Source organism: Leifsonia sp. Ger2509, assembly GCF_055231915.1.
The window spans coordinates 2,256,767-2,276,800 of the sequence record NZ_JBUYVB010000003.1 but is presented as its reverse complement, the minus strand read 5'-3'; the positions used below and the strand labels follow the sequence as shown (position 1 = coordinate 2,276,800).

Here is a 20,034-nt window from a genome sequence, read left to right as displayed (position 1 = left end):
ATCATCCCCGACGACCCTGCGGCCGCCGAGGGAGCCCCGATCGACTACGGCGTGCACGGCAGGATCGACCAGGTCGACCTGCAGTCCGAGATGCAGCGCTCGTACCTCGACTACGCGATGAGCGTGATCATCGGTCGTGCCCTCCCCGAGGTCCGTGACGGGCTGAAGCCGGTGCACCGCCGCGTGATCTACGCGATGTACGACGGCGGCTATCGCCCGGACAAGGCGTTCTCGAAGTGCGCGCGTGTCGTCGGCGACGTGATGGGCCAGTTCCACCCGCACGGTGACACGGCGATCTACGACGCGCTCGTGCGTCTCGTCCAGCCATGGAGCCTGCGTTACCCGCTGGCTCTCGGCCAGGGCAACTTCGGTTCGCCCGGCAACGACGGCGCGGCGGCCCCCCGGTACACCGAGACGAAGATGGCGCCGCTCGCGCTCGAGATGGTCCGCGACATCGACGAGGAGACCGTCGACTTCCAGGACAACTACGACGGCCGCACCCAGGAGCCGGCCGTTCTCCCAAGCCGCTTTCCGAACCTGCTCGTCAACGGGTCGGTCGGCATCGCGGTCGGCATGGCCACAAACATCCCCCCGCACAACCTGCGCGAGGTCGCCGACGGCGCGCTCTGGCACCTTGCGCACCCCGACGCGACCCGTGAAGAGCTGCTCGAGGCGCTCATCCAGCGCATCAAGGGACCGGACTTCCCCACCGGCGCACAGATCCTCGGCATCAAGGGCATCCAGGACACGTACCGCACCGGACGCGGTTCCATCACGATGCGCGCGGTCGTCGACATCGACGAGATCCAGGGTCGCACCTGCCTCGTCGTGACCGAACTGCCGTACCAGGTGAACCCGGACAACCTCGCGATCAAGATCGCCGACCTCGTGAAAGACGGCAAGATCAGCGGCATCGCGGACATCCGCGACGAGACCAGCGGCCGCACCGGCCAGCGCCTCGTGATCGTCCTCAAGCGGGATGCGGTCGCCAAGGTCGTGCTCAACAACCTGTACAAGCACACACAGTTGCAGGAGAACTTCGGCGCGAACATGCTCGCGATCGTCGACAACGTTCCCCGCACGCTCGCGCTCGACGGCTTCATCACGGCGTGGGTCGACCACCAGATCGAGGTCATCGTCCGGCGCACCGAGTACCGGCTGCGCAAGGCGGAGGAGCGCGCGCACATCCTGCGCGGCTACCTCAAGGCTCTCGACGCACTCGACGAGGTCATCGCTCTCATCCGCCGGTCGCCGACCGTGGACGACGCCCGCGAAGGCCTGATGGGCCTGCTCGACGTCGACCAGGTCCAGGCCGACGCCATCCTCGCGATGCAGCTGCGACGCCTCGCCGCCCTCGAACGCCAGAAGATCATCGACGAGCACGACGCGATCGAGCTGGAGATCACGGACTACAAGGCGATCCTCGCCGACCCGGTGCGCCAGCGGACCATCGTCAGCGAAGAACTCACCGAGATCGTCGACCGCTACGGCGACGACCGCCGCACCGAGATCATGTTCGGCTTCGACGGCGACATGAGCGTCGAAGACCTCATCCCCGAAGAAGAGATGGTCGTCACCGTGACACGTGGTGGCTACATCAAGCGCACGCGCAGCGACAACTACCGTAGCCAGCACCGTGGCGGCAAGGGCGTCAAGGGTGCGCAGCTGCGCGGTGAGGATGTGGTCGACCACTTCTTCGTCACGACCACGCACCACTGGCTGCTCTTCTTCAGCACGAAGGGACGCGTCTACCGGGCGAAGGCCTACGAGGTCCAGGAGGCCGGCCGAGACGCGAAGGGCCAGCACGTCGCCAACCTTCTCGCGATGCAGCCGGATGAGGAGATCGCCGAGATCCTCGACATCCGCGACTACACTGCGGCGAAATACCTGGTGCTGGCGACGCGCGACGGGCTGATCAAGAAGACGTCCCTCAGCGAGTACGACACCAACCGGTCGGGCGGCATCATCGCGATCAAACTGCGCGAAGAGGACGAACTCGTCTCGGCGCTGCTCGTCGAAGAGGACTCCGACCTGCTCCTCGTCTCCCGCAAGGGCATGTCGATCCGCTTCACCGCCTCGGATGAAGCCCTTCGACCGATGGGTCGATCGACCTCCGGCGTCATCGGGATGCACTTCCGCGGCGAGGACAAACTGCTGGACGCATCCGTCGTGTCCGACGAAGGCTACGTCTTCGTCGTCACCGAAGGCGGCTATGCGAAACGGACCTCAGCCGACCAGTATCGCCTGCAGAACCGCGGTGGTCTGGGCATCAAAGTCGCGAAGCTGAACGATGATCGGGGCGACCTCGTCGGTGCGCTGATCGTGGACGAAGAGGACGAGGTCCTTGTGGTTCTTGCCAGCGGCAAGGTGGTACGCTCTGCCGTGGCCGAGGTACCCGCCAAGGGCCGGGACACCATGGGTGTCGTATTCGCACGATTCGCCGAGACCGACAAAATCATCGCTCTGGCAAAGAACACCGAACGTAACCTTGATTCCCAAGAGGGTGAAGAAGAATCAGAGGACGTCGGGAAGGAAGAGACCGTAGATGAGCAGTAGCGTCGCTGAGAAGCTCGCCCGAAAGTCGTCGCGCCGTCCGGCGTCGTCCAAGCAGGTCCGGCTCAAGCTGGTCTACATCGACTTCTGGTCGAGCGTGAAGTTGTCGTTCCTGGTGGGACTGTGCCTCGCGATCATCGCCATCGTCGGCACATTCCTTGTGTGGACTGTCCTCAACCAGACCGGCATCTTCGACCAGGTCAACAGCCTCTTCAAGGACATCTCGGGCGCCGGCGGAGCCGACCTCAAGTCGATCCTCGGGCTTGGCCAGGTGATGGGCTTCTCGCTCATCGTCGCGATCCTCGACATCGTGGTGGTCACCGCTCTCGGCGCGATCTTCGCGCTGCTGTACAACCTCAGCGTGAAGATCACCGGGGGCCTGCTCGTCGGATTCACGAACAACTGAGTCCGCGTTCGCGGCGAGAGTCGCCGATGTCGCCGAGAGTCGCCCGTGGATCGGGCCATCTGGCGCGTGGGGCGACACTCGGCGAACGAGACAGCGCCGATTCGGAGATTCGGGCACAATCAGGTAGTCTCTAATTCGCCCAATCGGGCGCTCGGGGATATAGCTCAGGCGGTTAGAGCGCTTCGCTGATAACGAAGAGGTCCGAGGTTCAAGTCCTCGTATCCCCACGTGTTGTTTCCTTCAAAAGGAACGCACTTCCCGCGAGGGGCCTTAGCTCAGTTGGTAGAGCGCCTGCTTTGCAAGCAGGATGTCAGGAGTTCGAATCTCCTAGGCTCCACACTTCTTTCACGTCCGCAACCTCTTCCCGATGAGGGGGAGGTGCCGCATTAGCATGGTGGTCATGACATCGACCACCGAAGCCACGCGGCATTTCGCGGCCAAACTGCAGTTCGAGACCGATCCCTCCGACGTCCACGCCGCGATCGAGAACGGCGACTCGTTCGCGTTCGTCGACACGCGAGGTGACGCCGCCTGGCGCCAGGGTCGTGCAGTGGGGGCGATCCATCTGCCGACCGCGGAGATCGCCGGACACGCGTCCGAACTGATCGACCCGGCCACGCCGGTCGTCGTCTACTGCTGGGGCCCCGGATGCAACGGGTCGACCAAAGCCGCCCTCCAGTTCAGCCTGCTCGGCTACCAGGTGCGCGAGATGATCGGCGGCTTCGAATACTGGGCGCGCGAAGGCCTGCCTGTCGTCGACGACAACGGACCGGTCGAGCGGGAACCGGATGCGCTCACCGCCCCTGTCGGTGCAGGTGCGATCTCGTGCGAGTGCTGACCCGGTCGCGCGCGGATTTCAGCCGTTGAAGCGGAGCCCGAAACCCTCGAAGTAGGTTGCGAGACGATTGAGTTCTCGTGTGTGCTGCCTGCGCGACGTGTCGAGCACGGCCGAGACCATGACGACGGCGCCCGACGCCGGCTCTTCCTCCTCAGTGATCCACAGTGTGACGCTGGCGTCGGAGGTCGAGCTGAACGGACGCGTCCATTTCGACGGGCGGGGGCGCGTCGCCACGACATGGTCGGCGCGCCGCGACATCACAGCCCAGCGGCCGTCGGCGGCGAGGAGAGACTCCACGCGATCCAGGGCGTCGTGAGCGCGCAGTGAAGTGCGGAACGCGTGCTGCACCTCGACAACGGACACAAACCTGAAAGTACAGTGAGCACACCCTGTGTGAAGAGCCCCCTTTCGGGTGGACCTGTCGGTGCATGCCGCGCAACGGCAGTATCGTGACCGCATGGACATCCGCGTTGCTGCGTACGGCGTGATCGTCGACGGTGAGCGCATTCTTCTCGCGCACTGGAACGAATCCGGGCGGTCCGGGTGGACACTGCCGGGTGGCGGCATCGAGGCGGGGGAGGACCCCGCCGACGCCGCGCGACGCGAGATCCTCGAGGAGACCGGCTACGTCGCAGAGCTCGGTGGACTGCTCGGGGTGGACTCCCGGATCGTGCCGGCCGACCAGAGACTCGACGGAACAGGCCGCCCGCTGCACGCGCTGCGCATCATCTACCGGGCGCACATCGTCTCGGGCAGGCTGACGAACGAGCTCGATGGGACGACCGACGAAGCGGCCTGGTTCCGGCTCGGCGAGGTGCCGAACCGACGCGTCGAGTTGGTGAACGTTGCCCTGAGGCTGATCGGCGCATCCGCCTGACCAGGGGCGCTGACGCACGTAGGCGGCGTCCGCAGACACCGCCTACGTGCTCAGAGGATGCCGGTCACTCGCTCGCCGGAGCCGCCGGCTCTTCGTCGGCGACCCACAGCTCGTCGTCGGCACGGAACGTCTGCCAGACGGCGTAGACCACACCGACCGCGGCGACGATGCCGAGGACGAGCGCGATCGCGCCGCCCACACCGTGGCCGGACTTCTCCTCGACGACTGCCTTGCGGGCTGCCCGCTCGCCGGAAAAGGAACGCGAGCGCGCATCGCGAGCGTAGTCGGCCACGGACATGGCAGTGCCGATCACCGAGCCGATAGCGGGGATGCCGTCGCTCACGAAACGCTCCTTCGCCGTGCCGGCCAGGCGGCTCGTCGCTTCCATTCCGGGACGGACATACTGGTGGAGGCTTTCGCGAACACGCGGGCCGAGTTCTTCTCTGTTCAGGTGCCCGACCTGCCTGCTGGCCTCCTTGGCAACAGCATTCGCACGCGCGAGGAGATCCTGCTGCTCCTCCCACAGTTGCTCAGCCGCACTGCGGAGTCGATCGAGTTCCTTCTTACGCTGTCGTGTCAGGCTCATGTGGACCTCCATTGCGTGGTGGGGCGAACTCTCTCCATCTTGCCACCGAATGCGCTGAGGGTAACCCGAGAGGTCTTAACGCCTGTGCAAGAATTGGTCTCATGTCTAAGCACACCGCCGTCGCCACGCTCCACACCAACTACGGGGACATCAAGGTCAACCTCTACGGAAACCACGCTCCCAAGACGGTGAGGAACTTCGTCGGACTCGCGACGGGCGAGATCGAGTGGACCCACCCGGCCACCGGCGCGACCAGCAAAGACAAGCTCTACGACGGTGTCGTGTTCCACCGCATCATCCCCGGCTTCATGATCCAGGGCGGCGACCCGCTCGGCACCGGTACCGGTGGTCCCGGTTACCAGTTCGACGACGAGATCAGCCCCGAACTCGACTTCACCGAGCCCTATGTCCTGGCGATGGCGAACGCCGGCATCCAGGGCGGCCGTGGCACGAACGGCTCGCAGTTCTTCATCACGGTGGCACCGACCACCTGGCTGCAGGGCAAGCACACGATCTTCGGCGCCGTCGACGACGAGGCGTCCCGCAAGGTCATCGACAAACTCGCCGACCTTCCGACGGATGCACGCGACCGCCCCCTCGACGACGTCGTGATCGAGTCGGTCACGGTCGACCAGGCCTAGGGCTCAGATGTCACAGCCCGCGGACACCCGGGCTGCGTACTGCTACCGGCACCCCGACCGCCAAAGCTACATTCTGTGCCAGAGGTGCGGGCGCACGATCTGCCCGGAATGCCAGACCCCTGCTCCGGTCGGCGTCATCTGCCCGGAGTGCATGAAGCAGCAGCGCGCTGAGGCGCCCAGAACGCGGCCGCAGGTGATCACGCGGATGACCGGCCGCGGCGCGCCCGTGATCACCTACGCGATCATCGCGATCTGCGTGTTCGTGTTCATCCTGCAGTCCCTCCCAGGGATCGGCAACGCGGTGACGAATGCGATCATCTATGCGGGCGTGTACTCGTATCCGGGCCATTTCGAACCGTGGCGAATGCTCACCTCGGTGTTCGCGCACGCGAGCATCCTGCACATCGCGCTGAACATGTACACGTTCTGGATCTTCGGAACACTGCTCGAGCCTCTTCTCGGCCGGGTGCGGTTCCTTCTACTGTTCCTGCTCAGCGGGTTGGCGGGTTCTGTCGGGGTGCTGCTGCTCGCCCCGCCCGGAACACCGGTGCTCGGTGCCTCCGGGGCGATCTTCGGCATGCTGGGCGCTTTCCTCGTGATCCAGCGCCGTTTGGGCGGAAATGCGACGCAGTTGCTGATCCTGGTCGGAATCAACCTCGTGATCGGCTTCATCCCGGGTTTCAACGTGGCGTGGCAGGCGCACGTCGGCGGCCTGGTCGCTGGTGCGCTGATCGGTCTGATCTACATCGAGACACGTTCTCCGGCACGCCGGAATCTCCAGATCGGACTCATGAGCCTCTTGACTCTCATCCTGCTCGGACTGAGCGCCATCCACCTGTTCGGTTGACCGGTGGAGAAGTTATCCACAGGCTTATTAACAATGGGGATAGTTACAGCCGTGTAATTGTCCCCATTGTTGCGGACCCCTGAAGAAGGGTCAGCGCCACCGGGTGGTCATCAGGAAGCCGATGAAGGCGATCCCGAAGCCCACGAGGATGTTCCACGCGCCCAGCGCGGGAATCGGGTACTGGCTCTGGCTCACGTAGAAGACGATGATCCAGATGAGACCGAGGAGCATGAAGCCGAACATGACCGGCTTGAACCACACCGGGTTGGGTGCGTCTTCGCCGGACTGCGCGCCATTGCGCTCGGAACTGCTCGGGGACTTGGTGCGTGCCATAGCTCACAAGTGTACGGGACAACACGGGGCAGACTCTGCGCGCGCTCTCCTGCGCAGGGGCTTCACGGCCTGTGGATAACTCGACGGCCTCACGGACGCCGCAGCTAGAATCGAGGCCATGTCAGACGACCTCGACCCGACGCCCTCTGGCGACGGCGCCGAGGCGCGCGGTTCGCTGCACGAAACGAAGGACCACCGCCGGCCCTCGGTGCTCGGTGTGGTCGGTGAGCTGCTGATCACGGCAGGCGTGCTGGTGCTCCTTTTCCTCGGTTGGCAGGTGTGGTGGAACAGCCTCGTGCTCGCCGGACAGCAGACCAACGCGGCCGCGTCGCAGAGCCGGCAGTGGCTCGATCAGGCTTCGGCCAGTCCGGCGCCGGTGCCCACCCCGACGGAGGCGCCCGGCACGGGCAAGCCGGACTACGGCCCACCGCCCGTGATGGCCGCTCCGGCTGCCTACCAGCCGTTCGCCGTCCTCTACGTTCCGCGACTCGGCCCCGAGTGGAAGCGGATCATCAAGCAGACCGTCGACGTCGACCAGGTCCTCAACAGCTACACAGCCGGGGTCGGTCACTACCCGGACACGCAGATGCCCGGGGCCGTCGGCAACTTCGCGGTCGCGGGTCACGACAGCGGATGGGGCAACGCGTTCATCGACCTGTCGAAGCTCCGCCTGAACGATGCGATCTACGTGCAGACGAAAGACGGCTGGTACACCTACCGCTTCCGCAACTTCGAGTACGTACAGCCGACGGCGGTCTCGGTGCTCTACCCCGTTCCACGCCAGCAGAAAGCGACACCCATCGACCGCATCATGACGATCACCACGTGCAACCCGCCGTTCCACGCCGCCGAGCGGCTCATCGCCTACACGCTGTTCGACAGCTGGCAGCCGCTGAGCGCCGGTCCGCCCGCGGAGATCGCGGCGCAGGTGAAAGCGCAGGGAGGGTAGAGAATGTATGCAGCGCTGTGGCGCGTGCTCCCCGGACCGGTGTGGGTGCGCATCCTGATCCTGATCGTCCTGATCGCGATCATTCTCTTCGTTCTCGTCACATGGGTCTTTCCGTGGGTCGATGCACTGCTGGGCGACCAGGAAGGAACCGTGGGAACGTGACCCGTGTACTCGTCATCGACAACTACGACAGCTTCGTCTACACGCTGAACGGCTACCTGCGGGAGCTCGGTGCCGAGACGACCGTCGTGCGCAACGACGACTTCAGCGAGGCCGACGTGCCGGCGCGACTGGCCGAATACGACGCGGTGCTCATTTCGCCCGGGCCCGGTAAGCCCGCTGACGCCGGGGTCTCCATCGCCACGGTGCGCGAAGTGCTTCGCACCGGACAGCCTCTCCTGGGCGTCTGTCTAGGTCACCAGGCGATCGCTGAGGCGTTCGGCGCGGTGGTCACCAATGCCGAAGACCTCATGCACGGCAAGACCTCCCTTGTCACACACGACGACAGCGACTTCTATGAGGGTGTCGGCCAGCCGTTCACGGCGACGCGCTACCACTCGCTCGCCGTCGTCGACGGCACCGTCCCCGACGACCTCGTCGTGACGGCGCGCACGGCCGGCGGCGTGATCATGGGGCTTCGTCACCGCACGGCGCCGATCTACGGTGTGCAGTTCCACCCCGAGTCGGTGCTGACCGAAGGCGGCTACCGCATGCTCGGCAACTGGCTCGAGGCGGCTGGTCTCGCCGGGGCCAAAGAGACGTCTCGCGACCTGAACCCGCTCGTGAAGCTGGCCTAGCGGCCTAGCGGGCGGGCGCGGGCGCGGGGCGCCGCCAGGAGTCCGTGCTGCTCCCGGATGTCCGGATGTCCGGATCCCGAGTGTGACTTTTCCGGTCGAGGGTGACCGGCATACGTGTCGCCCTCGACCGGAAGTGTCACTCTCGGGCGGGCGACCGCATGGCGGGGTACGCGTGCGCTCGCGACAAACGCGTGCGCTCGTGGCGCGAATGTCAGCCGGTGCAGTAGGTGATGGTGACCGTCGACCCCTGGGGCACATCGCCCGGGGGCAGCGACTGGCTGTGCACCAGCGTGCCCTGCTCGGTCGGACAACTCGAGTCGGGCTGCGGATTAGCCGTCAGCTGGAGCTGCGCGAGGATGCCCGTGGCCGCCTGCACCGACTGACCGACGAGATCTGTCAGTGTCACTTTTCCGCTCGACACGGTCAGGCCGATCGGGTCGCCTTCGTGTGCGGTCGCGTTCGCGGCTGGATCGGTCGAGATGACGATGTTCGCGGCGACGTTCGGTGAATTCTGGGTGGTGACCGGGCCGAGCGTGAAGCCGGCCGCCGTGAGAGCGGCCTTGGCGTTCGTCTCCGTCATGTTGTGCACATCCGGCACCGCGACAGACTTCTTACCGGTCGAGACGAAGACGGTCACGGTGTCGCCCGTGGACACGATGATGCCCGCGGCCGGATCGGTGCGCACCACCTGGCCCTCCGGGTAGGTCGCGCTCGACTCCTGGGCCTGCGTCCACTTGAGCTTGTCCTTCTCGAGCTCCGCAGTTGCCTGGTCGATCGTCTGCCCGGCGAGGTTCGGGACCGCGCGAGACGTGGCGGGAAGCTCGTTCGTCGGAGTGAGCCGAAGCACCCAAGCGAGCACCGCGACCACGACGACCGCCATCACGGCGATGCCCGCCCAGATCCAGATGACCGGTGGGCGCCGTTGCGTGCGGACCATCGACTGGTCTTCGGCGAGCTGGCGGAAAGCGGCCTCTGGTCCCGAGATGACACTCGGCGGTGCGCCGAACAGCGTCTCGGAGAGAGGGTCGACCTCTTTGTGGATCGGAACGTGGCCTGCTCCGGCGGTCTCCACATCGGCCCGGAACTCCGCCGCCGTCTGGTACCGCTCGAAGCGGTCCTTCGACAGAGCGTGGAGCACGACGACGTCGAGCGCGGGCGAGACCTTGGGGTTGATCGAACTCGGTGCGACCGGGGTCTCGCTGACGTGCTGGTATGCGACGGCCACCGGGGTGTCGCCGCGGAACGGCGCGCGGCCGGTGAGCATCTCGAAGAACACGACGCCGGTGGAGTAGAGGTCGGTGCGCGCATCCACCGACTCGCCCTTGGCCTGCTCCGGCGAGAAATAGCTGGCGGTGCCGAGGATCGCGGTGGTCTGTGCGACCGTCGCCGACGAGTCGCTGATGGCGCGGGCAATGCCGAAGTCCATGACCTTGACCTGGCCGGCCTTGGTGATCATGATGTTGCCCGGCTTGATGTCGCGGTGGACGACTCCGGCGCGGTGCGAGTACTCGAGTGCGGTGAGGATGCCTTCGACGATGCGCACGGCTTCGTCGGCGTCCAGTGGGCCCGCCTTGATCAGGTCTTTGAGGAGCACGCCATCGACGTACTCCATGACGATGAACGGCAGCTGCGCTTCGTGGCCGTTGGCCTCCCGCACGGTCTCTTCGCCGGCGTCGAAGACGCGCACGATCGTCGGATGCGCCATGCGCGCCGCGGCCTGCGCCTCCTGGCGGAAGCGCGTGCGGAAAGCCGGGTCCGTTGCGAGCGACGGCTTGAGCAGCTTGATCGCGACGGTGCGCCCCAGGCGCGTGTCCGTTCCACGGTGCACATCGGACATGCCGCCGCGCCCGATGAGCTCGCCCACCTGATATCTGCCCGCGAGCAGGCGGCTATCTGGGCTCAATGCGAACTCCTCGTCAGGGGCAGGGTCTTCGTTAGTGTACCGGTCGTTTTCTGAGGGCTTCCTAAGGGCCCGTCACCGTATAGGGGGAAGCCGGCGACTGGTTGGACTCGATCGACTCTCCACAGAAGATCGTGTACGTCAGTTGGTAGGTTCCTGCGGCCGTGGGCGTCCAGGTCGTCGTGGCCGTATTCACCGGCTGCTGCCCCTGTCCGTTCACGTACAGCTGGCGGCCGACAAGATTCTGTCCGGCCGGGCAGTTGGCGGAGCCGAAACTGATGGTGATCTTGTCGCCAGGAGTCGAACCCAGAACGTAGGGCGACGGCGGGGTCGCGGTGACCATATCGGTGGGCGTCGTGATCGGGGTCACCGGGCCGTAGACCTTGACCGAGATCGTGGTTCCCTTGGGAACCGGTCCGGTCGGGTTCACCGAGTAGACCGTGTCGACCTGGGCCTGCTTCGTGGCTGCCGCTCCGGGCTGGACGTCTGCGACCATGCCGAACGACTGCAGCATGCTGCGGGCTTCGGCGCTCGTCTTTCCCAGGAAGTCGGACTGGTTTATCTCCACGGTGTTGCTCGTCGGAGACGGGCTGGGCGACGGTGTGGTCGGCGGCGGAGTGGTGTGCGTTGTCGTCGTGGTCGCCGTCGTGGGCGGCGGAGTGCTCGCACCCTTCGGCTGGGCGAGGAGCGCGATGATCGTGCCGATCAGCACGACCGCAAGAAGCGCGATGAGTGCGATGAGCGGCCACGTCCACGGGCTGCGCTTCTTCGTCGTGGTCGAGGGAACGGTGTCGACGGGTCCGACGCCACCGATGGGCGCTGCCGCCAGCAGCGTCGTCGCCTGTGTGTCACCGGCGGCGCCCGACGGCATGACCGTCGTGGCAGCGGTGAGAGCGGCCGCGCCACCCAGGATCGCGGGCACGGAGCCGGCAGCAGCCTGCACATCCCCCCGGCGCAGCGCCTGCGCGGCCCGTGCCAGATGCGCAGCGGAGGCCGGACGGTCGGCCGGGTTCTTCGCGATGCACGCGAAGACCAGGTTGCGGACGGGCTCAGCGACGGTGAGGGGAAGCTCGGGCGGCGCCTCGTTGATCTGGGCCATCGCGATCGCGACCTGCGACTCGCCGGTGAACGGCCGTCGGCCGGCGAGGCATTCGTAGGCGACGATGCCGAGCGAGTAGATGTCGGTGGTCGGGGACGCGGGGTGTCCGCTCGCCTGTTCCGGCGAGAGGTACTGCACGGTGCCCATGACCTGGCCGGTCGCCGTGAGCGGAACCTGGTCGGCGATGCGGGCGATGCCGAAGTCCGTGATCTTGACCCGGCCATCCGGAGTGATCAGCAGGTTGCCCGGCTTGATGTCACGGTGCACGAGGCCTGCTGCGTGGGCAGCGTGGAGCGCGGCGGCGGTCTGCGCCACGATGTCGAGGACCTTGTCGGTGCTGAGCACGTGCTCGCGTTCGAGGATGGTCGAGAGCGCCTCGCCGGGGACGAGCTCCATCACGAGGTAGGCGCTGCCCTCCTCCTCGCCGTAGTCGAAGACGTTGGCGATGCCCTCGTGGTTGACCAGCGCGGCGTGCCGGGCCTCGGCGCGGAAACGCTCGAGGAAGCCCGGGTCACCCAGGTACTCGTCCTTCAGGATCTTGATCGCGACGGTACGACCGATGACGAGGTCGGTGGCCTGCCAGACCTCTCCCATGCCGCCGATCGCGATGCGCGACTGCAGCTCGTATCGTCCCCCGAAGGTGAGCCCTGCTGTGGGTCTCATTTATTCAGCACCGCCTCTAGTACTTTCTTCGCAATTGGAGCAGCGATGGAATTGCCGGTGCCGTTCTGGCCCTGCCCACCGCCATTTTCAACAACAACCGCCACAGCGAATTGAGGATTATCAGCCGGCGCGAACCCCGTGAACCACAGAGTGTACGGCTCGCCCTCGCCGTTCTGTGCCGTACCGGTCTTACCGCCCACACTGACCCCGTCTATTCTTGCATTAGTGGCAACACCGTGATTCACGCCGTCCACCATCATCTGCTTGATGGTCGCTGCGTTCTCGGGCGAGGTCGCCGTGTCGAGGACCTGGGGCGTGAAGGTCTGGATCGGCTGCAGGTTCGCGGAGCGGATCGAGTCGACCATGTTCGGGTACATCACCACTCCGCCGTTCGCGATTCCGGCCGAGACCATCGCCATCTGCAGCGGGGTCGCGCGGTCGTCGAGCTGGCCGAAGGCGCTCTGCGCGACCTGTGCGGGGTCCGTGTAGGTCGGGTAGACGCTCGGCTCGACCTTGACCGGGATCGACAGCTCCTTGTTGAACCCGAACTTCTCGGCCTGGTCCTTGATGGTGGCGCCACCGAGCTGCATGCCGAGCTCCGCGAAGGGGATGTTGCACGAGAGGATCTGCGCGGTCGCGATCGAGACCGTCGCGCCGGGTCCGCACGAGGTGAACGTGTCGTTGTGGACGACCGTGCTGGTTCCCGGCAGCGTCAGCGACTGCGGGTTGGGCAGCTGGCTGTCCTTGGTGTACTTGCCCGTGCCGAACGCGGCGGAGCTCATCACCGGCTTGAACGTCGAGCCCGGCGGATTCAGGTTGCCGCCGATCGTGCGGTTGATCAGCGGATCCCCGGGGGCGGCCAGCAGAGCCTTGTACGTCGCGTCGACCTTCGCCGTGTCGTGGCCCGCGAGCGCGTTCGGGTCGTAGTCGGGCTTGGACACCATCGCGAGGATCTTGCCGGTCTTCGGCTCCATGAGCACGACAGCGCCCTGGTAGTTGCCGAGGGCGTCGTATGCGGCCTTCTGGGCGACCGGATCGATGGTCGTCTGGACGGATGCGCCCTGCGGGTTCTTGCCGGTGAGGATCGCATTCACCCGGTCGAAGAACTGCGAGTTGGATGAGCCGCTCAGCTGGGTGTTGAGCGCGCCCTCGAGTCCGGTCGGCGCCCCATCCAGCGGGAAGAAGCCGGTGACCGACGAATAGAGCGGACCGTTGCTGTACACCCGCTGGAACTTGTAGACATCCTTGGTCGGAACCGACTGCGCGACCGGCTGCCCCGCGACCAGGATGGCGCCCCGCTGCGCCGAGTAGCTGTCGTAGAGCGTGCGGCTGTTGCGCGCATCCGCGCTGAGTGAGTCCGCCTGGAACACCTGCAGGATCGACGTCGACACCATCAGTGCGATGAACATGGCGAGCACGACCAGGCTGATGCGTTTGATCTCACGGTTCATCAGCTCACCACCAGCCTCGGCTGGTTGCGCACAGCGTCGGACACCCGCAATAACAGGGCGACGATGATCCAGTTGGCCACGAGCGAGGAACCTCCGGCTGCGAGGAACGGGGTGGTCAGGCCGGTCAGCGGGATGACCCGCGTGACGCCGCCGATGACGACGAAGCACTGCAGGGCGACGGTGAACGCGAGCCCGACGGCGAGAAGCTTGCCGAAGTCGTCCTGTCCGGCGAAGCCTATGCGGAAGCCGCGCGCCACGAAGAGGAGGTAGAGGGCGAAGATCGCGAACAGGCCGGCGAGGCCGAGCTCCTCGCCCAGGCTCGCGATGATGTAGTCGCTCTGCGACACGGGTGTCACATACGGCTGGCCCTGGCCGAGACCGGTGCCGATCAGGCCGCCGTGTGCGAGCCCGAAGAGCCCCTGCACCAGCTGGTAGCTGCCGCCGTTCGCGTTGTAGACCTTGTCGGCGAAGGGATTCAGCCAGTTCTCGAAACGGTCGTGCACGTAGGTGAGCACCTGGCTGGCGATCAGCGCGCCCCCGACGATGAGGCCGAGGCCGATGACGACCCAGCTGATCCGCGCCGTCGCGACGTACAGCATGACGAGGAACAGTCCGAAGTAGAGCAAACCGGTCCCGAGGTCCCGCTGGAAGACGATGACCGCCATCGACATCAGCCAGACGATGAGGATCGGGCCGAGGTCGCGGAGGCGGGGGAAGCGCATCCCCAGGAATTTCTTGCCGACGAACGAGAGCGAGTCCCGTCGCTGCACCAGGTAGCCGGCGAAGAAGATCGCCAGCGCGATCTTCGCGAGCTCGCCCGGCTGGAAGCTGAACGGTCCGATGCCGATCCAGACCCGCGCACCGTAGATCTCGCGCCCGATGCCCGGGAGCATCGGCAGCAGCAGCAGTGCGAGAGCGACGAAACCGAAGATGTAGGTGTAGCGCTGCAGGATGCGGTAGTTGCGGATGACCAGCACGACGCCGATCGCACAGATGATCGCGATCGCGCTCCACACGATCTGGCGCACCCCGGCACTGTTCCAGCCGGCGTCCCCGAAGTGGATGTCGATGCGGTAGATCATCGCGATGCCGAGCCCGTTGAGCACCGTCGCGATCGGGAGGAGGAACGGGTCTGCCTGGGGCGCGACGAACCGCATCGCGATGTGCATCCCGAACACCAGGATCGACAGGCCCAGACCGAGATAGAGGAGAGTGAGGTCCAGATGGCCGAGCGCGCCCAGCTGAACGAGGCACACGGCGGCCGAGTTGATCGCGCACGCGACGATGAGCAGGGCCAGTTCGAGGTTGCGGAGCTTGGCGGGCATCCGCAGCCGTTTGATCGACACCGGACTCGTCGCAGGGCGCGGCGAGTCCACGAGGCCGGCCGGGTTACTGTTTGCTGGCATCGGTCAACTGTTCCACGATCTGCCTGGCCGAACTCAGTGTGTCCGCGTTGATGGTCTGCTCGACGAGTTGCTGGTCGTATTCGGGAAGGCTCTTCACGCTCGTGCCTGACTCCTCGTAGATGTGCGAGAGCGCGATCGGACCGAGGCTCTGCTGCACGCCCTCGTAGACGGCGACTTTTCCGCTGGGCGAGGCTCCGACGTAGTAGCGCGACTGGGTCCATTGGTAGCCGAACAGCACGGCGAGTGCGATCGCGACGACGAGGGCGATGACGCCGATCAGCCAGGTGAGCCGGCGGCGGCGGACGCGCCGCTCATCCTCTTCGATCAGTTCGTCGAGGTAATCCTCGGACTGCGGTTCGAAGTGGGTCGGGCCGGTCGCGGGGCGCACGGGGTGCAGGCGCAGGGTGGGCATCCGGTTCGCACGAACCGGCTTGAGGTCCGTGGTGAAGGCGAGGGGGGCGGATGCGGACCCGACCGTGACCGGCTCCTTGACGGTCTCGCCGCGCCCGGTGTCGGCGATGTCAAGGATGACGATGGTGACGTTGTCGGGGGCGCCCGCATCCAGACTCTGCTTCAGCAGCCTGTCGGCGACCGCCTTCGGACCCTCGTGCATCGCGAGCGCCGCCCGCATGTCGTCGTGCTTGACCACGCCGCTCAGGCCATCCGAGCAGATAAGCCAGCGGTCGCCCGGCTGGGTGTCGAGGATCCAGGTATCGATCTCGGGGGAGGCGTCGACGTCGCCGAGAACACGCATCAGCACCGAACGGCGCGGGTGGACCATCGCCTCCTCTTCGGTGATGCGCCCGCTGTCGACGAGGCGCTGCACGAACGTGTGGTCGATCGACACCTGCTTCAGCTCGCCGTCGCGGAACCGGTAGATGCGCGAGTCGCCGATGTGGGCGATGGCCAACTGGTCGCCGACCCGGACCATCGCGCTCACGGTGGTGCCCATCCCCGTCAGTTCCGGATGCTCGAACACCGTCTCCGTCAGCAGCGAGTTGGCCGCGATCAGCGCCGACTGCAACGCGAATTCGGCCTCCGAGGCCGTCGCGTACTCCTTGTCGGCCTCGCGGATGCGGTTCACGGCGATCGCGGAGGCGACATCACCGCCCGCGTGACCGCCCATCCCGTCGGCGACCACGAACAGGTCATGCCCGGCATAGGCGGAGTCCTGGTTGTTGGAGCGGATCTTGCCGACGTGCGAAACAGCGACGGCTCGGTTAGCGGACGCCACGCGCTACCGCCGCAGCTCGAACGTCGTCGTGCCGATCTTGATCGGGGTGTTCAGGGGGACCTGGGTCGGGACGGTGACGCGCTTGCCGTCGAGGAAGGTGCCGTTCGTGGAATCGAGGTCCTGGATCATCCACTCGTCGTTCCACAGCAGCAGTCGGGCGTGGTGGGTCGAGGTGTAGTCGTCGCGGATGACGAGCCCCGACTCGCTGGAACGGCCGATGGTCAGCGGTTCGCGGCCGAGCGCGAGCTCCGTGCCCTGCTTCGGACCGGAGGTGATGGTGAGGCGGCCGGCGGTGAGGATGGTCGCCTTCGGCTTGGCGGCGACGGTGTTCGCGCCGGTGGGCAGGGATGACGCCGGCGGCGGCTGCATCGTGGGAGCGGTGGCTCCGGAGGTCGGGGTCGCGAGGAACGGGGCCGGACTCGGTGACGGGGGCGGGCTCTGCGCCGCATCCGGTTGCAGCTTGCGCACGCGCTGGCCGAACAGGTCACTGCGCAGGGCGTAGACGATGCCGAACACGAACAGCCACAGCAGCAGGAGGAAGCCGAACCGCAGGACGAGGAGGGTCAGCTCACTCGGGTTCACGGTTTGCTCCAGAACCCGCCGATGTCGTGCCGCCGGGTGGCGTCATCGATGTGGTCGGGGGTGAAGGAGTCGATGTGGGTGGCCTGGGGGAGCACGCGGAAGATGATGCGGGTGCGTCCGATGCTGATCACCGAATCCGGGTCGAGCAGGGCTTTCGTGACCGGCTGGCCGTTCAGCTGGGAACCGTTCGTCGAACCCAGGTCCTGCACCTGGGCGCGGTGGCCATCCCAGGTGATCTGCACGTGCTTGCGCGAGATGCCCGTGTCATCCACCGTGATGTCCGCATCGCTGCCGCGGCCGATGACGGTGTGCGCCTTCTCGATCGGGTAGCGCTTGCCGCCGATGTCGAGCACCGGGGTCCAGGCGATGTCGCTCTTCACGTTCTCGGACTCGACGTTGAGGATGCCCTCGGTCAGCGACGGGTCCTCGACCAGATCCACCGAAAGGCCCCCAGCGAACTGGTAGTGCTGGCCGGCCGCGTACTGCTGGACGTACGAGACGAGCTCGTCGGTGAGGGTCGGACCCATGGAGCGCATCCGGTTGTAGTCGCTCGTCGACATGCGCATGACGAAGCGATTGGGCGCGAGAATGCGGTCGCGTGTGACGATCGCGGCTTTCGTGTCGAGTTCGCGGCGGAGTGCGCTCGTGAGTTCGACCGGTTGCAGCCCCGACCGGAAGGTCTTGGCGAAAGCGCCGTTGACGGCGCGCTCGAGACCCTTCTCGAAGTTGTCCAGTATGCCCACAGGTCTCCCGCTCCGGCTCGTGTGACTATGAGAATGTTAGTCGGCTCGCATGGGAGACCGCTTCTGTACCTCTCTTACTTGGCTGAATATCATCCGTGCGGCTGAGGCGGCGTCTCGCGGCGAGAGGTGCGAAGTGGGTTTTGGAGGCCGGTTAGGGTACTTCCCGCAACTTTCGCGGCGGCGGCGGGATGGATGCGGGCCGTCAGGGGCGCTCGACTTCAGGATGTGCGGCTGGACATGCTAATCTCTCTAAGTTCGCGCGAGTGGCGGAATTGGCAGACGCGCTGGCTTCAGGTGCCAGTGCTCGAAAGGGCGTGGGGGTTCAAGTCCCCCCTCGCGCACAGCGGGTCATTCATGAAAACCCCGGAAGGGCTTCAATGAAAGACGCGGGAGCGAACGAAAAAGGGCCGGTTCGACAGAAATGTCGAATCGGCCCTTCGCCATTTCGTGGCGGCGGAGGTGGGCCTCGATCGAGTGAGGCGCATAGACGAAGATTGGCCCTTCTTCCAGGCGTCCACCGATCCTGCGACTGGGAAGTCACCGTCGTCGGGGGATCCTGACCGAAGCTCGCCCGTGGCCGCAAACGAGGGTACTGAACGAAAAAGACCCGGTTCGATGAGATGTCGGACCGGGTCTTTGCGACTTAGGTACTGGAGTGCTCTCCGTCCAGGGGACCGACGCTCCTCGAAACCCAGTGGCCCGCGTTCGGCGCGAACACCCCGATCACCGGAACGATGCGCCACTCCTCAGCGCTGTGGGCCTCGCCAAGCCGGATGCGAGCCGCCCGAAACCGGCGCCCGATCACCGACCGCTCCGTCCACATCACGCCGACATGGTCGATGCCGGCGGCCGATCGAGGCAACTCGACGGTGACGGGCGGATCACCGGGGGAGACCTCACGACGCGGATTGCCGAGGTCGGCGTTGCCGCCACTGAAGCTGACGAACGAACTCACCTCATAGGCGACGCGGGGACCGGTGAAACGGAAGACGACGCGACGTGGCTCCTCTGCATCCGGTTCGAGCCCGATCTCGACGCCCTTCATTACCGCGCCGTTCGCCATTCCGTCAGCGTAGGTCGCGTGGCTACCGAGGTCCAGCCGACTCGGATGTCCCGTCGAGTTCGCGCAGCTAGGTCAATATTCGATCTGAGGTATAAACGCTCTAGGTGTTTAACCATTTCGGCGAGAAGGAGCATGATGTCCCCGTACGAACGACTGATCCTCCTATTGATTGGGATGCTCGTGGGGTGCGCGCTCACCCTTGTCGTCTTGGGATTGCCGCTCTTGATGGATCAACCAAATTTGGCGTCGAACTACTTCACTGCCGCATCGATCGTGGGCTTCGTCGCCCTTGGTGGAGGCATCGGAGTGAGCACGGCCCGGAAACGACCTCCGCGGTAAACCGGAATGAGCCACCGCCGTGCGATCGCGGCTCCCCGGTACACTGCGATGAAATAGAACCCTCCGCCGAAAGGATGACGTGGTGCCAGCCCATTCGCCGCTTCCGATCGACCCGATCGCCGAAGCGAAGCGGCAGTGGCTCGGCCACGGCTGGGATGACGCGGCGAACGGCATGGCGGCCGTCACCTCCATCATGCGCGTGCAGCAGATCATGCTCGCCCGGGTCGAAGCGACGCTCAAGCCGTTCGGGCTTTCGTTCGCGCGGTTCGAGATGCTGAGGTTGCTCGGTTTCACCAAGGGCGGGGTGCTCCCCATGTCGAGCGCGACCGCGCGGCTCCAGGTGCATCCGACCAGCATCACGAACACGGCCGATCGACTCGAGCGGGATGGTCTGGTGAAGCGCGTCGCGCATCCGACTGACGGACGCGCGACGATGATCGAGCTGACGCCCGAGGGGCGCCAGGTACTCGAGGCAGCGACGGAAGCCCTCAACACGGACGTGTTCACGCAGCCCGGTCTGCCGGTCGAGGAGCTGACGTCCCTCGTCAGCGTGCTGGCGAAGTTCCGCAGGCTGGCGGGGGATTTCGAAGACCCGCCCACGCTCCCTGACCCGCTGTAGGAACCCGGCCGCGTCCGAAACTGTAGAACCTCCGAGCATTTACTTGATATCCCTAGTAAATAGCTGAGGCTCCTTGTATATTCGCTGGAGGACGCGACGACGCGTGCC

21 protein-coding genes and 3 tRNA genes are annotated in these 20,034 nt (G+C 65.7%); 13 read left to right on the top strand and 11 right to left on the bottom strand.

The genetic code is table 11. The features are described from left to right. Window positions 1-3 precede the first annotated feature (3 nt). The 5 genes from gyrA (at window position 4) to ACV7NN_RS11170 (ending at window position 3,797) form a co-directional block, all read left to right on the top strand. Window positions 4-2,556, top strand: a complete 2,553-nt coding sequence (gene gyrA / locus ACV7NN_RS11190) for a DNA gyrase subunit A (RefSeq protein ID WP_463351280.1) — start codon at window positions 4-6, stop codon at window positions 2,554-2,556. Next, window positions 2,546-2,959 (top strand): DUF3566 domain-containing protein, encoded by a 414-nt coding sequence (locus ACV7NN_RS11185; RefSeq protein WP_463349653.1) that lies wholly within the window; start codon window positions 2,546-2,548, stop codon window positions 2,957-2,959. Before gyrA ends, ACV7NN_RS11185 begins: the two co-directional genes overlap by 11 nt. 153 nt (window positions 2,960-3,112) lie before the next feature. Then, window positions 3,113-3,186: transfer RNA gene (locus tag ACV7NN_RS11180), tRNA-Ile, on the top strand. A 37-nt stretch (window positions 3,187-3,223) separates the two neighbouring features. After that, a tRNA-Ala gene (locus tag ACV7NN_RS11175) sits at window positions 3,224-3,296 on the top strand. A gap of 63 nt (window positions 3,297-3,359) precedes the next feature. After that, a complete protein-coding gene (locus ACV7NN_RS11170) occupies window positions 3,360-3,797 on the top strand; it encodes a rhodanese-like domain-containing protein (protein ID WP_463349652.1) in 438 nt (145 codons plus the stop codon). A gap of 18 nt (window positions 3,798-3,815) precedes the next feature. Here ACV7NN_RS11170 and ACV7NN_RS11165 read toward each other — a convergent pair whose 3' ends face one another. Then, the gene (locus ACV7NN_RS11165) at window positions 3,816-4,160 is read right to left on the bottom strand and encodes a hypothetical protein (protein WP_463349651.1); all 345 of its coding nucleotides are present in this window, start codon (window positions 4,158-4,160) and stop codon (window positions 3,816-3,818) included. A gap of 94 nt (window positions 4,161-4,254) precedes the next feature. On the opposite strand from ACV7NN_RS11165, the gene ACV7NN_RS11160 reads away from it, so the two are divergent. Next, complete coding sequence (locus tag ACV7NN_RS11160) at window positions 4,255-4,674, top strand: NUDIX hydrolase (RefSeq protein ID WP_463349650.1); 420 nt, start codon at window positions 4,255-4,257, stop codon at window positions 4,672-4,674. 64 nt (window positions 4,675-4,738) lie between these two features. Here ACV7NN_RS11160 and ACV7NN_RS11155 read toward each other — a convergent pair whose 3' ends face one another. Next, the gene (locus tag ACV7NN_RS11155; RefSeq protein WP_463349649.1) at window positions 4,739-5,260 is read right to left on the bottom strand and encodes a hypothetical protein; all 522 of its coding nucleotides are present in this window, start codon (window positions 5,258-5,260) and stop codon (window positions 4,739-4,741) included. Between the two features lie 101 nt (window positions 5,261-5,361). Between ACV7NN_RS11155 and ACV7NN_RS11150 the strand changes: the two genes are divergently transcribed. Both ACV7NN_RS11150 and ACV7NN_RS11145 read left to right on the top strand, forming a co-directional pair. Beyond that, window positions 5,362-5,901, top strand: a complete 540-nt coding sequence (locus tag ACV7NN_RS11150; RefSeq protein WP_463349648.1) for a peptidylprolyl isomerase — start codon at window positions 5,362-5,364, stop codon at window positions 5,899-5,901. Window positions 5,902-5,908: 7 nt separating this feature from the next. Next, window positions 5,909-6,748: a rhomboid family intramembrane serine protease gene (locus ACV7NN_RS11145; protein ID WP_463349647.1), complete on the top strand. Its 840-nt coding sequence runs from the start codon at window positions 5,909-5,911 to the stop codon at window positions 6,746-6,748. A 90-nt stretch (window positions 6,749-6,838) separates the two neighbouring features. Here the strand turns inward: ACV7NN_RS11145 and ACV7NN_RS11140 are convergent, their stop codons facing one another. Then, window positions 6,839-7,081, bottom strand: coding sequence for a cell division protein CrgA (locus tag ACV7NN_RS11140; RefSeq protein ID WP_463349646.1), 243 nt, complete (start codon window positions 7,079-7,081; stop codon window positions 6,839-6,841). A 118-nt stretch (window positions 7,082-7,199) separates the two neighbouring features. On the opposite strand from ACV7NN_RS11140, the gene ACV7NN_RS11135 reads away from it, so the two are divergent. Genes ACV7NN_RS11135 through ACV7NN_RS11125 form a run of 3 tightly spaced genes read left to right on the top strand, consistent with a single transcriptional unit; the run spans window position 7,200 to window position 8,827 of the window. Next, window positions 7,200-8,030 (top strand): class E sortase, encoded by an 831-nt coding sequence (locus ACV7NN_RS11135; RefSeq protein ID WP_463349645.1) that lies wholly within the window; start codon window positions 7,200-7,202, stop codon window positions 8,028-8,030. A gap of 3 nt (window positions 8,031-8,033) precedes the next feature. After that, complete coding sequence (locus ACV7NN_RS11130) at window positions 8,034-8,192, top strand: hypothetical protein (protein WP_463349644.1); 159 nt, start codon at window positions 8,034-8,036, stop codon at window positions 8,190-8,192. After that, complete coding sequence (locus ACV7NN_RS11125; protein WP_463349643.1) at window positions 8,189-8,827, top strand: anthranilate synthase component II; 639 nt, start codon at window positions 8,189-8,191, stop codon at window positions 8,825-8,827. Before ACV7NN_RS11130 ends, ACV7NN_RS11125 begins: the two co-directional genes overlap by 4 nt. 211 nt (window positions 8,828-9,038) lie before the next feature. Here the strand turns inward: ACV7NN_RS11125 and pknB are convergent, their stop codons facing one another. The 7 genes from pknB to ACV7NN_RS11090 form a co-directional block, all read right to left on the bottom strand. Then, window positions 9,039-10,730: a Stk1 family PASTA domain-containing Ser/Thr kinase gene (gene pknB, locus ACV7NN_RS11120; protein WP_463349642.1), complete on the bottom strand. Its 1,692-nt coding sequence runs from the start codon at window positions 10,728-10,730 to the stop codon at window positions 9,039-9,041. 61 nt (window positions 10,731-10,791) lie between these two features. Then, complete coding sequence (locus tag ACV7NN_RS11115) at window positions 10,792-12,489, bottom strand: protein kinase domain-containing protein (RefSeq protein ID WP_463349641.1); 1,698 nt, start codon at window positions 12,487-12,489, stop codon at window positions 10,792-10,794. Next, window positions 12,486-13,940 carry a peptidoglycan D,D-transpeptidase FtsI family protein gene (locus ACV7NN_RS11110; protein ID WP_463349640.1) on the bottom strand — a complete coding sequence of 485 codons (1,455 nt, stop codon included), beginning with the start codon at window positions 13,938-13,940 and terminating at the stop codon, window positions 12,486-12,488. The genes ACV7NN_RS11115 and ACV7NN_RS11110 overlap by 4 nt, the downstream gene beginning before the upstream one ends. Beyond that, a complete protein-coding gene (locus ACV7NN_RS11105; RefSeq protein WP_463351279.1) occupies window positions 13,940-15,265 on the bottom strand; it encodes an FtsW/RodA/SpoVE family cell cycle protein in 1,326 nt (441 codons plus the stop codon). The genes ACV7NN_RS11110 and ACV7NN_RS11105 overlap by 1 nt, the downstream gene beginning before the upstream one ends. Window positions 15,266-15,329: 64 nt before the next feature. Further along, complete coding sequence (locus ACV7NN_RS11100) at window positions 15,330-16,580, bottom strand: PP2C family protein-serine/threonine phosphatase (RefSeq protein ID WP_463349639.1); 1,251 nt, start codon at window positions 16,578-16,580, stop codon at window positions 15,330-15,332. Window positions 16,581-16,583: 3 nt separating this feature from the next. Next, window positions 16,584-17,162 (bottom strand): FHA domain-containing protein FhaB/FipA, encoded by a 579-nt coding sequence (locus ACV7NN_RS11095; protein WP_463349638.1) that lies wholly within the window; start codon window positions 17,160-17,162, stop codon window positions 16,584-16,586. Next, window positions 17,159-17,905, bottom strand: coding sequence for an FhaA domain-containing protein (locus tag ACV7NN_RS11090; protein WP_463349637.1), 747 nt, complete (start codon window positions 17,903-17,905; stop codon window positions 17,159-17,161). The genes ACV7NN_RS11095 and ACV7NN_RS11090 overlap by 4 nt, the downstream gene beginning before the upstream one ends. 257 nt (window positions 17,906-18,162) lie before the next feature. On the opposite strand from ACV7NN_RS11090, the gene ACV7NN_RS11085 reads away from it, so the two are divergent. After that, a tRNA-Leu gene (locus ACV7NN_RS11085) sits at window positions 18,163-18,246 on the top strand. 302 nt (window positions 18,247-18,548) lie between these two features. Here ACV7NN_RS11085 and ACV7NN_RS11080 read toward each other — a convergent pair. Beyond that, on the bottom strand, window positions 18,549-18,968 hold the full coding sequence (locus ACV7NN_RS11080) for a hypothetical protein (RefSeq protein WP_463349636.1): 420 nt from the start codon (window positions 18,966-18,968) through the stop codon (window positions 18,549-18,551). Between the two features lie 421 nt (window positions 18,969-19,389). Between ACV7NN_RS11080 and ACV7NN_RS11075 the strand changes: the two genes are divergently transcribed. Then, window positions 19,390-19,926 carry a MarR family winged helix-turn-helix transcriptional regulator gene (locus tag ACV7NN_RS11075; RefSeq protein WP_463349635.1) on the top strand — a complete coding sequence of 179 codons (537 nt, stop codon included), beginning with the start codon at window positions 19,390-19,392 and terminating at the stop codon, window positions 19,924-19,926. Window positions 19,927-20,034: the final 108 nt, after the last annotated feature.

Excerpts from the sequence above, each read along its gene's own strand:
- ACV7NN_RS11185 (WP_463349653.1), top strand. The coding sequence starts at position 2,546 with ATGAGCAGTAGCGTCGCTGAGAAGCTCGCCCGAAAGTCGTCGCGCCGT.
- ACV7NN_RS11170 (WP_463349652.1), top strand. The coding sequence starts at position 3,360 with ATGACATCGACCACCGAAGCCACGCGGCATTTCGCGGCCAAACTGCAG.
- ACV7NN_RS11160 (WP_463349650.1), top strand. The coding sequence starts at position 4,255 with ATGGACATCCGCGTTGCTGCGTACGGCGTGATCGTCGACGGTGAGCGC.
- ACV7NN_RS11155 (WP_463349649.1), bottom strand. The coding sequence starts at position 5,260 with ATGAGCCTGACACGACAGCGTAAGAAGGAACTCGATCGACTCCGCAGT.
- ACV7NN_RS11150 (WP_463349648.1), top strand. The coding sequence starts at position 5,362 with ATGTCTAAGCACACCGCCGTCGCCACGCTCCACACCAACTACGGGGAC.
- ACV7NN_RS11145 (WP_463349647.1), top strand. The coding sequence starts at position 5,909 with ATGTCACAGCCCGCGGACACCCGGGCTGCGTACTGCTACCGGCACCCC.
- ACV7NN_RS11140 (WP_463349646.1), bottom strand. The coding sequence starts at position 7,081 with ATGGCACGCACCAAGTCCCCGAGCAGTTCCGAGCGCAATGGCGCGCAG.
- ACV7NN_RS11135 (WP_463349645.1), top strand. The coding sequence starts at position 7,200 with ATGTCAGACGACCTCGACCCGACGCCCTCTGGCGACGGCGCCGAGGCG.
- ACV7NN_RS11130 (WP_463349644.1), top strand. The coding sequence starts at position 8,034 with ATGTATGCAGCGCTGTGGCGCGTGCTCCCCGGACCGGTGTGGGTGCGC.
- ACV7NN_RS11115 (WP_463349641.1), bottom strand. The coding sequence starts at position 12,489 with ATGAGACCCACAGCAGGGCTCACCTTCGGGGGACGATACGAGCTGCAG.
- ACV7NN_RS11110 (WP_463349640.1), bottom strand. The coding sequence starts at position 13,940 with ATGAACCGTGAGATCAAACGCATCAGCCTGGTCGTGCTCGCCATGTTC.
- ACV7NN_RS11105 (WP_463351279.1), bottom strand. The coding sequence starts at position 15,265 with ATGCCCGCCAAGCTCCGCAACCTCGAACTGGCCCTGCTCATCGTCGCG.
- ACV7NN_RS11080 (WP_463349636.1), bottom strand. The coding sequence starts at position 18,968 with ATGGCGAACGGCGCGGTAATGAAGGGCGTCGAGATCGGGCTCGAACCG.